Annotated in this window: 11 protein-coding genes; 8 read left to right on the top strand and 3 right to left on the bottom strand. The window is 38.7% G+C overall.

Features of this window, described 5'->3' with window-relative positions; translation table 11 throughout:
- Positions 1-7: 7 nt before the first annotated feature.
- The 7 genes from lysC (at position 8) to BTO21_RS17545 (ending at position 11,392) form a co-directional block, all read left to right on the top strand.
- Positions 8-211, top strand: coding sequence for an Rz1-like lysis system protein LysC (lysC, locus tag BTO21_RS17515; RefSeq protein ID WP_065192394.1), 204 nt, complete (start codon positions 8-10; stop codon positions 209-211).
- Between the two features lie 11 nt (positions 212-222).
- Positions 223-2,967: a hypothetical protein gene (locus tag BTO21_RS17520; RefSeq protein WP_045029531.1), complete on the top strand. Its 2,745-nt coding sequence runs from the start codon at positions 223-225 to the stop codon at positions 2,965-2,967.
- A gap of 315 nt (positions 2,968-3,282) precedes the next feature.
- A complete protein-coding gene (locus tag BTO21_RS17525) occupies positions 3,283-6,201 on the top strand; it encodes a phage tail-collar fiber domain-containing protein (RefSeq protein WP_052672648.1) in 2,919 nt (972 codons plus the stop codon).
- Between the two features lie 768 nt (positions 6,202-6,969).
- The gene (locus BTO21_RS17530) at positions 6,970-10,227 is read left to right on the top strand and encodes a M66 family metalloprotease (RefSeq protein ID WP_045029532.1); all 3,258 of its coding nucleotides are present in this window, start codon (positions 6,970-6,972) and stop codon (positions 10,225-10,227) included.
- Positions 10,228-10,371: 144 nt separating this feature from the next.
- Complete coding sequence (locus BTO21_RS17535; protein ID WP_045029534.1) at positions 10,372-10,623, top strand: DUF2999 family protein; 252 nt, start codon at positions 10,372-10,374, stop codon at positions 10,621-10,623.
- A gap of 149 nt (positions 10,624-10,772) precedes the next feature.
- Positions 10,773-10,988, top strand: a complete 216-nt coding sequence (locus BTO21_RS17540) for a hypothetical protein (protein WP_128973080.1) — start codon at positions 10,773-10,775, stop codon at positions 10,986-10,988.
- Complete coding sequence (locus tag BTO21_RS17545) at positions 10,973-11,392, top strand: flavin reductase family protein (RefSeq protein ID WP_052672649.1); 420 nt, start codon at positions 10,973-10,975, stop codon at positions 11,390-11,392. Before BTO21_RS17540 ends, BTO21_RS17545 begins: the two co-directional genes overlap by 16 nt.
- A gap of 39 nt (positions 11,393-11,431) precedes the next feature.
- On the opposite strand, the gene BTO21_RS17550 is transcribed toward BTO21_RS17545, so the two are convergent.
- Genes BTO21_RS17550 through BTO21_RS17560 form a run of 3 tightly spaced genes read right to left on the bottom strand, consistent with a single transcriptional unit; the run spans position 11,432 to position 15,443 of the window.
- Positions 11,432-12,106: a polyphosphate polymerase domain-containing protein gene (locus BTO21_RS17550; protein WP_045029537.1), complete on the bottom strand. Its 675-nt coding sequence runs from the start codon at positions 12,104-12,106 to the stop codon at positions 11,432-11,434.
- Positions 12,103-14,718, bottom strand: coding sequence for a CotH kinase family protein (locus BTO21_RS17555; RefSeq protein WP_052672650.1), 2,616 nt, complete (start codon positions 14,716-14,718; stop codon positions 12,103-12,105). Before BTO21_RS17555 ends, BTO21_RS17550 begins: the two co-directional genes overlap by 4 nt.
- Before the next feature lie 2 nt (positions 14,719-14,720).
- The gene (locus BTO21_RS17560; RefSeq protein ID WP_045029538.1) at positions 14,721-15,443 is read right to left on the bottom strand and encodes a DUF4956 domain-containing protein; all 723 of its coding nucleotides are present in this window, start codon (positions 15,441-15,443) and stop codon (positions 14,721-14,723) included.
- A 312-nt stretch (positions 15,444-15,755) separates the two neighbouring features.
- On the opposite strand from BTO21_RS17560, the gene BTO21_RS20140 reads away from it, so the two are divergent.
- Positions 15,756-15,893: a hypothetical protein gene (locus BTO21_RS20140; RefSeq protein ID WP_156728303.1), complete on the top strand. Its 138-nt coding sequence runs from the start codon at positions 15,756-15,758 to the stop codon at positions 15,891-15,893.
- Positions 15,894-15,981 lie beyond the last annotated feature (88 nt).

Below are 15,981 nucleotides of genomic sequence, written 5' to 3' on the forward strand. Positions count from 1 at the left end.
TATAGAAATGATTACTGTGTTACCTGAACCGTGGTTGATCACTGCATGTCATAAACCAAAAATAACAGGGAAAACACCAGCACAGACAATTGCTGTAGATTTTCCTCGACTTAAAAATGCATTATCTAATTGTGCACAACAAGTTGATGACTATCTTCAGTGGTATGAACAACAACAAAATATAATTAATAAAAATAATCATATAAATTGAGAGATTCTAAAATGACAAATGAAATTAATAAAAATGTAAAAAATACCATGTTGAATAATGAGCAATATATTACGGCTATTGTTGACGGTAGCTCGAATATTAATACTTTCCCGACTGAAAGCACTACAATGCGACTAGGTGGGTCGTCACAACCAAATATTCCATCATGGGCAAATTATGGCAATATGTTATCGCTAGTATCGCCAGGTGCAGATACTGCCACTCAAATTTTAAGTGGTTATGATAATAAAAGCATTGGTTTTAGAAGTGGTAATAAAAACACACTTCCTAAGAATGATTTTGTGAAATTTTTTCATGAGAATAATATTCCTACAGCAAAGCAAGTCGGGGCGGCAGTTGCATTAACCAATGGGCAACCAGGTTTGGTTTATAATATGCGTACCGATGGCACATGGACTGAAGCGATCAGTGATGCTCCTTATGATAACAAAGAGTATGTGCGTAAAAATGGTGATTGGGCTGAAGCGACACTAGCACCTACTGTTAGTGATGGGCTAAATAAACCATTGTGGGTAGAAGCAAGTACGATTGGTATTATTTACAATGATGCTAAAAAAGCAGCAGCGAATGCTTTAATTGTTAAAAACTTAGCCGCTAAGCAAATAGTACGGTTAGCGTTTATTGATAATGTGTATTTTGATACCACCGCAGGTGAAATCGTTATTCGTTACGGTTTAGAGCTTCATGGTTGCTTAGGTAAGAAAATTCATTGGGTAGGTTCACCTATAACAACTAATGGCGATCATTGTTTAAATGCTATGAGTATGCCGAATGTGGCGGAAATGCCTTATTACTGTGAAATGAATTGTTATCACGTGACAACAGGTAAACTTAACTTTATTGAAGGTGATGGCTGGGGCGGTTACCGTGGCATTATTTCACGCGACTGTAATTACGATGGCAGCTTTAGCTATAAGTTCTTTGGTAAAGAGCAACACCCCAAAAAAGGCAATCCAAACTCAGCGACACAAACATTTAAAGGTGATTATGCAGGTTTTGGTGAGGTAATTTTTGACAACTTAACCTTGACTAATTCACGTCATCAGGCATTTTTAGGCGCGAATCAATTCCCTTATGAGCGGATTGTTTTCCGTAATGTTGTGATGCGAAATTGCAGTCGAGGTCTTTACTCTGGTGGTATTACTAATACTCACCCATGGTACTTAGAGGTACAAAAAGCGATGCGTAATATGATCGTTGAGGGTCTTGATTGGGAAAATGATGCAGATTTTTGGGCGGGTGAAGATAATAACTCAGGCCTATATATTACATCGTTATTGTGGGAAGGTAATCGCTTAACCCTTACGAATGCGCGTATCCGTGGTGTGAAAATTCGTTCGCATACTAATAATAAAAATGCGGTAGCGCTCTATCCTGTTTATCTTGGCGGTATTCGCGTTGAAATGCGTGATTGTGAAACAGTGAATATGTATAACTTTAGGACGGACGGAAGTACGAATACTTGTGTGTTTTTGAAGAAAGTACGTAATGCATTGATTAATAATATAGATCATCGTTTTGAAGAAAATTTCTTTAGTAATATGGAAACCAAGTTCAATGTGACGGTTGATAATACTGAAGGTGCGTTTATTTCATATTCCCCAGAACCGGGTTCACCTTGGGATGATAGTGTTAATTATGGTAGTGAACCTGCAGAGTCAATTGTTATTCGTAATGTAAAGTGTTGGCTCCCTAAGCTATTACGTACTGCTGAAATATCGACTCAGATTGTAGGAAGTTATGAAATCACGGATTGTGATTTTGAATCGCCAGATAATGGCCATAACAGTAATGGTAAAGTATCAGGCGCATTTACATTTCTTACCGTCAATTGGTGGGATAACAGTAAATATTCAAGTGATAATCAGATGGTTAATCGCCGTGCGATATTCAAAAGGAATCGTGTTTATACGCCAAATAACACGGCTGGTAAGTTAGCTTATATTAATATTCGCGATATGCGCCAACATCGTAATGGTGGTTATATTATCGATATCAGTAATAATGATATTACTGCAAACTGCCTTAAAGAGTTACATTTAACCTGTAATCCAGGCGCTGAATTTAAAACTGAAAAATGTATTATTAACCAAATTACATTAAATAATCGTGTTCATATTGTTGATTCAAGCCAAAATAATGTGAAGCCACGCCATGATGTTTTTGTTGCAGGTAATAAAGTACCGAAAGTTATACGATTAGACATGGGCGGTCATTATACTTCAAGTGCTAAACAAGCTTTATTAGGCCGTATTCAGCAAAATGTGTTTGGTACTGATATGACAGCAGGTAAGTTCCGTATCTCCTATGCAGAGGTATCTGGTGCAACTCCTGGTATTATTTTAATGACTGCAACTCGTCCAAGTAATGGTTGTATGCAGAATAAAACGCATGATTATAACGGTACCATGACCACCAAAGCGGGTTGTTTTGATTTCTATGCTCGTATTGAGATCAGTAATGTCAACATTGAGAAAGAGACATGTACCATTGGTTATTTCCATCCATCAACAAAAAAATGGACCCAAACGCTATGGGATGCAACTAAAAATGACGGTAGCTTTGAAATTCTAATTAATAGTAAAGATCGTTTTAATAATAGCGGTGAAATGTCGCCACTTCGAGCACGTATTGGCCGTCGTTCAAGTGATCTAACACTGATGCTATACCCTAGTTATGGTGACAGTCATTACTCATCAGTATTGGATCTTGAATTAAATATGAATCAATATTAAGTAACAAATATCAAGAGGCGTATATATAGTACGCCTCTTTTTTATTCGTTATACTAATATTTTCTCATTATATCAATAAGATTTAATTGATGGTGTGAATTGATTTTTGTTATTTTTTTAATATTAATACTGCACAGTAGTATTTGATAATAACTTTCGTTATATTTAAATTACTTTATCGTAATAAACAACGCATCGAAACGTGGCAGTATTTAAATACTTTTATTTATACATTTAAGTGACTATATAGTACTTAAATGTATATCTATTAATTATGAATTACAGGGCCATTTATCCACAATAGCAGGTAAGTGAATGAGTAACGATGATAAAAAAGGCATTTCTCGCCGTTCTTTTTTAAGAAGTACAACAATGATAGCGGGTGGTGCAACGGCAGGTATGTTTATCCCTGGTGCCATTGATAAAGTCAGCGCACTTGATTTTATGAAACACTCAAATCAGCCTGCAGTGATCATTACTACCAAAGGACGGGCTTTGATCGCTAAAATGCAAGCCGAAAAAAAGATCTTGCTAATTGACTCAATGATTTTTGCTTACAAAGCTAACCGTGGTAAAGCACCAACAGAAAATGAACAATTACAACCGAATGACATTGTCCATAATGCTAAAATCCAGCATCAAATTCGATTATCTGAAAATGAGATAGCACTTTCAACCACACTTGATAGTGATGTTGGTCCTTTTAAGTTTAATTGGAGCTGCTTATATTGTAGTGAATATGACACCATTATTGCGATCACTTATCCGCAGTTAACAACGAAAACTGTTGATGGCCCGGGTGTTAAAGGTAATACGTTAATTCGCTCTTTTATTATAAATTATAATAATATAGCTGAAATTACTAATAGTACGGCTATGGCTACTAGCCCTAATCTTATGGCGCATCAACGGTTAAATAATGTTGAAAATTCAGCATTACAAGCCATTATTGATCAGCAAGGTCAAGATTGGTTTATTAAAAATGGTTTTATGGTGTTACCCGTTGAAGGTGTCTATAAAGTCATGGCGGGTGTGGCTTATATTTCCGGACATCGTATTGAATTAGAGCATAGCCGTGTTATTGATGTCGCTAATAAGCCTTTTTATATTTATGTTGATGCATATAAAAATAGTAATGATACCGATGGGTTAGAGACTAAATTTAATATTATTGCCTCAACGAAAGATTTAAAAAATTATGTTAATACTGATGGTGTACATCATTATTATTGTAAACTTTGTCAGGTCATGGCAGATGGTTCAGTCAGTGATTTACGGCCTCAAAATACCGTCGTTGATAAAGGTTGGGCAGAAGCACAAGATCATCAAGCGATAGAAAGCGTCTCTGGCCTTAAAATATATCCTATCAGTCGTAACTTAGCCGTCGGTGATATTATTCCATCAGGGTACAACGGGTTACGTGTTAATAATAAAATTTATCGAGTGATCTGTCATGGTAGCGTAGATGAAATCGATACTAATGATACTTTTGTCATCGTTAATGAGAATAAATATTTTCTACAGCCTTGTATTGAAGGTCAGAGTTTTTACTCTATTGATAACCTTGAGCATTATGCGCCATTATCGGATTGGGGCGATAAAATTAATTATGCTGCAGAAATTTGCCGTAAAGGTGGCTTGATTTTATGGATCCCAAATAAAGTTTATCGTTTTAATAAGACCATAGTACTAAAAGATATTAACGTTCAATGGGATGGCACGTTAGAGCTTTGTAGTAATGTCGTTGGTGTCGTTTTTAAATATAACGTTAATTTAACGGGTAATCCCTTTATTCTTCGTTCTCGTTCACTTGATCATTTTGATAAAGCAATGGTGATGTTAACGTCATCAACAGAAAAAGTTAACGGTAAATGGAAAACCAAAGGCTGTGTTGAAAACAAAATATCACAATTAAATATTCTTAATGGCTGGATTGATTATGAAGAGTCCTCAAACGGAAAAGTATTGGATAGCAGTAAACTTACCGGGCGCGGATTAGTCTTATTAGCAGGTAGTTGGACCGCTGGTTTAACGACCCAACGCTCGCATGAATATGTATGGCGTAACTTTGTTTCTGATGTTTATGTTGATGGCTTTGAACAACCTTATGTATTGGAAGCCGTGATTGATGATATTAATCCGAACCGCTGGGTTACTTGGGTTAATGGTAATAAGTTACACAATTTATGTGCGCGCCGCTTTAGTCAAGGGTTTGTGGTTAAATCACCATTATTACGACCGAATGGAAAAATTGGTGGTGAAGTGGCGGGGAATACCTGTGCCAGTCTTGATTTTCAATGGTCAAGTTATACGACAGAGAGCTTTCTTGTTTGTGAGGGCCGAAATAATAAATTTGAATTAATGGGTTGGGATGCGCCTAAAACGGCAACCAATACCATTCAATTTTTACGTGGTAATAGTTTTCCAGCAGGTTATGGTGAAGCGGCTGGTAATATCGTTGAATTATATGGCGCGACGTTACTGCACTTAAATGGCAGTGATTTATCCCCCTTAGTGTATGAATCTAATCCGGGTTTAAACACTTTTATTGGTGAAGGTTTTCAGGCGCGTAATCTTATGCCTGAATCATCACCGCCAACTGTTGGTTCAACATTAACCAATAGCTATATACCTAAATTAGATAATTTTTTAGCATTCATTAATGAGCGTCCAGGCTGCCATGTAAGGCTCTTTAAAAATGGGCATTTCCAATCAAACGTTGATCTTGCGCCAATGTTTGATTTTAATCCTGAGTCTTCAGTACGATTAGCTGTCGAAAAAGGAGATCAATACCGAGTGGTGATCTCGTTAGAAAATGCGATAAACCATTTTAATATGGTCGGAAGCACACTTGGTTATAATAATTTATCTGCGGGGATGATTAATATTGATTTACATGATCGCCATAAGAAATCCGTTTATTCATCACAGCAGACATTAAAAACGGCCAATGTAACCGGATTTATTAATGCCACGAAGATTAAAACCATCGTGATCACTTATAGTGGTTTTGAAAAATCGGGTAAGTTGAATATCAGTGCGTTATATGGTCAGACGTATAATAGAAACTCTTCACAAGGGGTCATGACTGCAGATGGCGCATGTTGGATGCAAGATGATATAAAAATCAATAAAGCAGGTGCTGGGGTTGTTATTCGTGATGAGGTCAACGGTCAGCTCTACCGCATTGCTATCGCGAATGGCGAGCTAAAGCTAGAACCCGTAAAAAAATAATAATTTGTTATGCTATTTATGCCGCTTTTTGAAGCGGCTTTTTTTGATTGCCGTTTGTTAATCAATAAATAGTAATTAAAATGAAAAAATAAGCACTTATAGTGAATAATATAATATGCATCGAAAAGTATAATTAGTCTGTAAAAATGTTTTTACATAATAGTGGTTATGTTAATTAAGAATAAGATTATTCTTATCGGCTATTTAATGATGATAAATATAATGATATGAAAAAAAGAACACCCTCAGTAACGACTAAATTATCACACCTTTCTAAAACACTTTTGATAGTTAATAGTATTTTCCTTATCTCTGACTTTAGCCTGTTTGTCTTATATGGCAGCATATTGGCATTATTATGTAGCTGGTTAATGTTGGCAAATATTGTCTCAATTCGATATAAAATTAATATACTCTATAAAGGTCATATTGTTATAGGCTACTTGCGTTGTGCTTTTATTCCTTTCTCTGTGATACGAGATGCTAAGCGTTTTTATCAATACTAGGTGCTAGGTGCTAGGTGCTAGGTGCTAGGTGCTAGGTACTAGGTACTAGGTGCTAGAGTGGTAGCCTTATCAATAGCGACCAATATTGATGTTAAATATGTTGATAGTGAATTATTTTGCTTATAGTGAATATCCAAATGTGATATTGAGTCCAATAACTGTGTTATCTGCTTAGTTATTATATAAAAAACAACAACCCATGCTGGCGTTAAATTGCTTTCATATGTATATTTATTATGGTTATCATAATTAAGGCTTATATATGAATATTAAATGTATTGCTGTGGCTGTGAGTGCATTGTTATGTGGCTATTCTACGGTAAGTTTTGCGATGTCGAGTACACAAACTGAAAGTGTGCAGCAACTTGAGCAAATGAAATCGAAAGTATTACAACGTATTGTTGAAACGCAAAAACTTATTGAAGATCCTACCAATATTGAGATCCGAGACGGACAACGCTTTCTTAAATATAACGGTTACTTATACGCAATAGCATCCAACAACTTACCTTCTTTTATGCCTTTTGTTGATGGTTTTGATTATGCAGATCGTTCCGCTGAGGCAATGTTTGATTTTATTCAAGCGCCATGGAAATTAGTTAACCAAATGGATGGTGTTTATATTTATAACGATCAATTTGGTTACACGTATTTAGAACAATGGGATAAAGATAAGCAATGTAATGTGCAATATCTTGTTGGTGATAAAGATCTTGTCAGTACCGCGACTAAAGACTGTTTGCCTTACAATGCCGATTTAATTGATGCATATGGTTTTATTGATGAGCAACCTATTGTTAATCATCTTAGTGGTGATTTAGCCGCCCAAATACGTTTTATTCAAAACCAAACAGCTGAGCCATTTGGTAATGATGAAAAAGAGCAACAACGGATTGTTTCTCAACGTGAAGCCTTATTAGTATTAACGCCAATGCTTGACCATGAGCCAAAAAGTATTGAGTTAAAGATTTATAAAGATGGGGTGCTACTTGAAACCCGTCAAATGACCAACCCTCTGCAAATATTAGACTCAGATCGCACCAAGCAAGATGATCGTAAAGATGTTGTTTATTCGAAACGATCATTTACGACAATATTACCCTGGAACTGGGTTGAGCAAGGGTTAAGTTTACAGTTTGCAACCTATAGTGGTCTAAGTGGTGACTTAAGCGCTGATCGTATTGATTTTGCGGTGCCTGCTCATCTTGATATTCCGATGATCCGTATTGGGATGTTAACGGAGCCGCCTGCGGCTAAGCCATTGGAATTACAAACTGCGCATTATGGTTCAGAATTATTTCAACGGTTCCCATTAGCTTCGATGACCATCAGTCATTATTTACCGATTAAATTAGATAAAGTTGTGATGTCTAATGGCGATATAAAAACCCAATATAGTGATTATGCTTCACCGGGTATTCACAGTGGTGATATGCGTGAGGATATTACCAAGTCACTGATTCAGATGGGTATTGCAAATGCTAATTATGGCGTCGCCAGCTCAGGAGCAAGTCAATGGCAAGCTGATAATTACCCAGCGATAATGATGGGTCATTCTATTGGCCGTTATAAAAATGATAAAGGTGAAATCGGCAATTATACCCATGGTTTATCGGGTGGTAATGGCATGGTATTACTTGCTGATACGACCGGTAATGAAGTGACACATGAAATTGGTCACGCACTTAGTATGGGCCATTATCCTGGTGGTTATGCAAATGCAACCCATGGTGCTACAACAGGCTGGGGTTACGATGCGTATCGTGGCTATATGGCTGATAACCTTAACTGGTGGTCAAATGTTAATGGTGAATATGGCTATGGCGATATCATGGTTACACCATATAAAACATATTATGGTTATGGCACCGATCCAATGGGTGGCGGTGGTTTTGATTCATCGACATCAAACTATCCATTATTTACCGGTTATTCATCAAAACGCATTCAACACTATTTAGAGAGTAAAGATTATCTTGATATGAATGTGGCGAGTGGTTATAGCCATTGGAATGCAGTTGATCAGCAACTTGAACCTGTTACAACGACGACCAAGCTAAAACCTGTTCAGCAAGGTGTTGATGTAATGACTGTAGTAGGCTTTTATGATCCACAGCTGACCAATACCAGTTATATTTATCCTGCACTATATGGTAGCTCAGGCAATGTTTATGATTTGCCCCAACCTGTTGCGGGTCAATGTTGGGCAACAGTCACTTATGGTGATAATTCAGAGCAGATTATTGGTCTTGAAGGTAGCCGTAAAAATAACGGCGCAAGCAATAAATTGCATTTCAATTTGGCGCGCGATCGTGCTCCGCAAACAGTGGTTGTTGAATGTCCTCAAATTAGCCTTGAAACGATTGTACGTGATGAGTTATTAGCTCACTACGGCCAAGATCGTTTTTATGCGTGGGGAGAGAATAATCGTTGGGGTGAAATCGGTGATGTCTTTGAATATCATCGTAATGGCCGGGTTGAGCTCTTTGAATTAAAAAAACAACATTATTGGTATTTCCCAGGTGCTGGTGAATCAAATAGTGAATGGGCGTTTGTTGGCTATCTTGATCAATTTATTACTGATAAACAACCAGACGTAAACTTTGATGAATTAGGTCGTGTCACTGTTGATACGCGTACGTTTGCGACTAATACTGAATACCCTGCGAAAGCGGTAACGATTGGTAAAGGTCAGGGATACGATTTAGCAATTGAATCTCAACCAACATTTGCTGAACAAAGTGATCTTGTTCAACTTGATTTTGAAACCATTAACTTATTTGATCAATGGGTAGCTGATCGTTATGGCAATGGTGAGCTTAATAATGGCGTAACGCATAAACGTAAGCGTGCAGGTGCGGTTTATGTTCATTTAAATACTGAGCTGAACACCCGTGATTATTTCTTAATGAAAACAGTCACAGCGGGTGCATTTCCAACCGAACATCACAGTAATAATGATTGGAAATACTTAGGTTCGGCTGAATCTTATGTCAATTTTGATTTCAATCCACTTAAATTGAACCGTCAAAATCTATCAAATGTTGAACGTTTAAAAAATTATTTTGAGCAAGCGTCATTATTGACGTGGGATCAACGGACGACAACGACGTGGGATACATCAAGCAGTGCAGTGTTCATCAATCCTACGGACGACGGAATCAATGAATACTTTATTCAGAGAACGCCAGCTCAAGGTGGTGAGTTCCCAATCAATAAAGTGTCAAATAGTGATTGGATATATTTAGCGGATGATAACTCGTTGAATCAATTAGTGCTTGAAATGGGTACTAACCAAGCAGTATTTGAGCAATTAGTGCTTGATTGGTATAAACAAGATAATTTCGGTAACTGGGGCGACAATGGCCAAAAGGGCAATGTTGGTGATATTTATACCTATCACTTCCATGATGGGAAAACCCATTATTACCGTTTAAAGACCACCAACTATGGTTACTTCCCTTGGCCGTCAGAGCAAGATCCAAGTAATGGTAACTGGCAATATATTAGTCATTATTAAGCGTTATTAGTACTAATTAGTGACATTTAAAAAGCTGTATTTAACCTTGTGTTATTTACGGCTTTTTTATTGATCGTGCAACAAGGTAGGCTCAAATGCTAAACTGAGGCTTATTCCATTGAGTGATTACAGAAAGGTAGTGTAATGAATCCGATTATTGCGTTGTTGAAAGAGAATAATATTAGTGATGGGCAAATCAGTAGTATTTTCGAAATGTTAACTCAAAATCCTCTTGCAGCAATGGCAACCATTAGCCAACTAGGTTTACCGCAAGATAAACTGCAAATGCTGATGGCACAAGTCATGCAAAATCCTGCGTTAATTAAAGAAGCGGTTGAAGAGCTAGGTTTAGACTTTTCAAAAGTAGAAGCAGCAAAAGAGCAACTGCAACAATAAGTTTGCTGATAACTGAATATTTAAGGTCGCATACAGCCTATATACTAAGGCTGAGCGGCCTTTTTTTGTGGGCGTGACAAATATCAATCGACGACAAGGGAACCACTAAGCTGCCATATTCAACCATTGAACAATTGCGTTACGGTCGCGTGACTAGTCAAGCTTATTTCTTTGGTACGGGTATTGAAAAAACACCTGTGAATAAGGTCACGGTAACGACATTAGGGCTGGTGGGGGATGAGCAAGCGGAAACATTTCATGGTGGTGTTGATCGCGCGGTGCTGCAATTTGATTGTGACTATTATGCTCAACTACAGCACACCTTTATACTTCCGCCCAGCGACTTGATGTGGCGCAACTACTAAATACCCATCAACGAGGCTCACATGTTTATAACTGTGGTAGCTCAAAATTCGTGCCGTTAGTGCGTGATAATGCCAGCCATTGGCATGACAATAATGTTCATTTTGAAAACTTTAGCCCAGCTGAACATGCTTGTAATAGTGCATTTACTGCTATTGTCTCGCAAGCTGGAACTGAGGTTGAATTTAGCGTGAGTGCCAAACAATCATTGCTTGATGCCATAAGAGCACAGGGATTACGTCTTGATTCTGCTCGTGAAATAGGCACTTGCGGTCGCTGCAAGGTAACATATAGCGGTGATGTTGATCATCGAGATTCAGTGTTATCAGCGCGAGAGCGACAAACCTATATGACCCCTTGTGTTTCACGTGCTAAAAGCGGGGTGTTGAAACTTGAGTTAGCATAAAGCAATAGCACGAATAGCTATTTTGAATATCAACTGAGCCTACAACCAGATTAACTGCCGAATACCATTAACGTACTTCGAATGGCGTGAGGGGCGTAGCGGGCATGATCCAACCAAGTGAGATAATGCCTGTTCGTTGTCGGCATCGGTTTTTATTTCAAGTAATACATACTCGCCTAAGCTGGTGGCATGGTTAAAATTGGCGACATTAAAATAGCGCTGGTCATAACATTCCATATTGCGATCAAACGTTAGCCGTAATTTACCATCAGCAGAAATATAATAATCGCGCAGATAACGAATGATCACTATGGGGCTTTGTTCGTTACCGATGGTGGCTTGAATATTAGCAGGAAGGGTAACAAAGTATTGTTGTAATACTCGCGACCAGCAAGGGTTATCTGGTTGCCAATTAAGACTCACAGGATGCTGTATTTTCCAACCTTTACCCCCACGGCGGTATTTGTGTTCAAGTGTGGCATCGGTTGGGGTTGCAAGTTGATGGTACCAACGCAGACGTGTTTTTTTACGTGCGCTGATACCACTTAAGTTTTCTTGGTAACGATCTAAAAACGGATTATCCAGATATAAGCTATTAATGTAGCGCGTCTCATAGTGGCGGCGAAACAATGATGGATGCAAGGTCAACCAATTCTCGACTTGTTGTAATCGATTTAATGGGATCGGTATTTTAACTTCAAAGCGTGAATTCATTGCGGTTTATCCGGTTTCATAATGGTGTTGTAAAGCTGGCTGACATTGAGTTTTTGTGGCGTAACAGCTTGACCATCAATAACTAAACGATTACCGATTGCAGCCATTACTTTATGTTGGCAATCAATGCATTGCCAATTATCAACCGTGACTGTGGCACCGCTAAAGAGGTTCTTTTTACGGTAGCTCATTAAGCCATAATAGTGCACGTTACGGCCACTGACATTGGTGGCGTTGATCTGTGAACCATCTTTAGCCACTAAACCGATACTCACATCACTAAAATCAATATCTGTCGCTGTGATCTGGCTCTGTTCGCCGACAGAAATAGCTTTATCACGAATATGGCTAAAATGCAGATTAGCCAAGGTTAACAATGAGCCGCTAACATCAATCCCATCACCACCAGAGCGAGTGCCGATATGCTCAAAGCGGCTATTACTGATGCTGCCGCGACAGAAATCGCAATCAAAACCATCAGATAAAATATGACTTAATGTTAAGTGAGTAATATTAATCTCGCCATTAACAATGTTTAATGCATCTTCAGTGTGGTTATGGTGTATTTCAGTATGGTTAATCTCAACCTTAGCATTGATAAAACTGATCGCTCCACGTGGACGCCAGAGCCCTTGTTTAGGGCTGCCAACATCAGCAATATTGACATGATTTAATACACTTGGTGTAGTCGTTGCCGTTGAAAAAACCACGAGCCCAGCCCACGGTTGATGCTGATGTTTTGCGATCAGTTCGACAGGGGCTGGTGCCGTTCCGTTAATGGTCAGTCGCCCAAACACCATGATGCCAGCTTGAGATTCAAACACTAATTGCGTACCAGCATCAATAATCAGCTGCCAGTTGGCTGGGGTGCGCAATCTGTGATTAATATGCCATCGACCCGCAGGGATTTTCCAATGATCATCACCGACTTCGATAAAGGGGTAGTCACTAAGATTTGGCTGTTCTAACGGACGCGGTAAAAAAGGCGTTTGGAATTGATAGGCCGTTAATCGCACCTCGGCTAAGGTTGTTGTTGGCGTAGCAGTGCTAACTTCCACAGAATCAATAGTGTTGGGAAGGGAGAGAGTAAGTGTTTGCTTAGGCTGTAATTCTAAAGGTAACTGACTATTAGCTTCTTCGATGGCAATCGGTTGATTGGCTGAGTTAAAACCTGTCAGTCGCTGCACATATAACGGCGCTTTAGTTGGATTAGTGATAGTTAACTGTTGTTGATGGTTATAAAAGCTCGCCAATTCCCACAATGGTGTGGCTCGCATGGCGGTCATATTAAGATGATATTCAGCGGCTAGTGGCGTTATTGAATCGCATTCACGATTGCGGTATTGCTGTTGTAAGCAAGTGATTTGAGTGGTTAACAGTGAGGTATCGAACCACGGTGTCAATGGCGCACTACCATCCAGCATTGCTCGTTGGGAGTGCTGGATAGCATTCAAATGTTGCTGTAATTCACCTGATTTAATTAAGCCAGCTAAGGTTGTTAATGCCGCTTGATAATGGTGCTCAACCTCAGGATCGGCGCGCATTGTTTTACTGATCAACAACTGTTCGCTAGGCGAGCGGATTAATAATTGGTGACGGCTAGGAGATACCGCAACATCACTTTGAATCGGCTCTAGTTTTGCTGTATGTGGATTATAATACCAACGCCAATTATTCCAGGTTAGTGCATGCCATGCGCCCCATGTATCAACGGTGGCTAGATATTGGCCTAACAGCTGACTGTCAAAAACATCACTGGCACTGCGGTGACCATTAATAAAATCACTGAGTAGGGTTAATGCTAATTGACGTTGGTAATTGAGCTCCAATTTACGACTGATGCGTTTTTGTTGTATGACACGCGGAGTTAATTCGCGGCTAACGTGATCATTGTCAATTTGCTGTGAATGAAGATCGAGCCGTAAAATCATCCCTTCAGTTCTGTTATGTGTTGCCAGTAAATCTTGACCAAACCCTTGCTCGTGGTACATCACGCCCCAATCATCACCATTGACAATCACTTTTACTGGCGTGTATTGCGGAGAAATAATATTAAATTTGGCTAAGCGTAGGGTTTGTGCAAAAAGCACCGGACCTTGATGCGTTCTCACATGAGGACTAATCAGTGCAAAGCGTTGCGAATTTAGGATTGCATGTTGTTTTTTGAGATTAACTTTTAGCGACCACCGCTGATGACCACTAACATGATCAGTTAGATCACCTTGTAAACGAACATCGGCATTAAAATGTTGATTATTAAACGCTATTTTAGCGGGGACTTGAGATCTTATAGCGGGGATTGAACCTTGCTCTATCGCTTGCTCACGGTTATCGGCTAATTTTTCCCATTCAGGGTAATCAATATCAACCACGATAACGGGCAACTGATGATTGGCATATAGCCAGCGTATGGGGGCATGTAATATATCCGTTGCCAGCTGGTGGATTTTGGTACTTGGCGAGGTTGAGAGGGCCACATAGCCTGAGTGGATTAATTGCGTTTTAAAGTAGTTAACGGAGGGCAGTGCCAGTAGGAGGATCATGATACTAACAACGGTAATGGTGATCCGCTCGGTTGATGTTAACCCACGTTTATTAGGTGTTAGTCTCACCGCTATACTCCAGCAATATTGTGTTGTTCAAGCAATGAGATCTTAATGGTAGGGAAACGTTGTTTTAATAATGCAAGGCAGCTGTCTAGCTGTTCGACTTCTGTAGCAGTAATAAAAAACGTCGCACTAAAGCTGTATTTATCACAATCAAAACGCCTTAGTTCTAAGCGCTCACTATGGCTAGCAAGCAGGTTTTTTAGTTCATTTACCGATACTGTAATTTCATGTTCACTGTGATCGTTGATGGATAAAAATAGCCCTTGTTCTTGAGATACCGTCATATTGCGACGTTTAGTCCACGTGACTAACACTAAGGTTACTGCACAGGCTAATAGTGCGGCTAATGTTTGCCCTGCACCTAAAGCCACCGCGATACCAATATTTAAAAAGAGGTAGATTAATTCTTCTGGCTCTTTTATTGGGGTTCTAAAGCGCACAATAGACAGTGCGCCGACAAGTCCTAATGCCAATGCGAGTGAGGCTTTAACAACGGTAATAATTAAAATAACCGTTAGCATTAACAGCGGAAATAAACGTGAGAAGTCTTGACGGTTACAAAAAGCAGAAGAGTAATGTCGAAAATGGAGACCAATAATAGACGCTAATAAGAAACCTAATAATAAGTTAAGTAACAGCGCCCATAATTGCACACTGGCATAAGGGAAAAAAAGGTTTTTAATATCCTGCGGTAATAAAGTGAGCAATACCGGATCGATGGCATCCATAATCTGTCCTTTTGATTCGATCTTTTCAAAGTGTAGTACAGGAGGAATTGATACATTGTCTAATAGTTAATACTTTCCTATATTAAGGACAGGAAAAATTCTTAAGCTGAATGTTTTGGTGGGTATTTATATGATTCTATCGTATAACGTTAGTTGTGTTTTTATGAGTGCAACGTGATGTAATTCTCAATGTTGCTGTAATTGTGATGTGTATTATGCAAATAAAAATAGAGACTGATAACGGTCTGAATAAGTATATATTGCTGATTGGTATCTTTTAGTGACAATGACCCAATACAAAGGAGACCGCCGATGTCAGAAGTCAAACCTATTTATATATGTGAAGTCTGTGGTGAGTCAGAATATCTTGAAGGTGACCATACTATTATTTGTATTTGTGGGCATATTCAGACAATTGCTGATAATGAAACTGTTTTGGATAGTTTGTAATTTTAAGCCACTCAATATGAGTGGCTTTTTTAACTGTCACCAATACTCTGCCTTGTGAATATGGTGGATATTATTCAGTTTGCATTAC

Origin of the sequence: Photobacterium phosphoreum (genome assembly GCF_002954725.1) — a bacterium.
GTDB classification, from domain to species: domain Bacteria; phylum Pseudomonadota; class Gammaproteobacteria; order Enterobacterales; family Vibrionaceae; genus Photobacterium; species Photobacterium phosphoreum.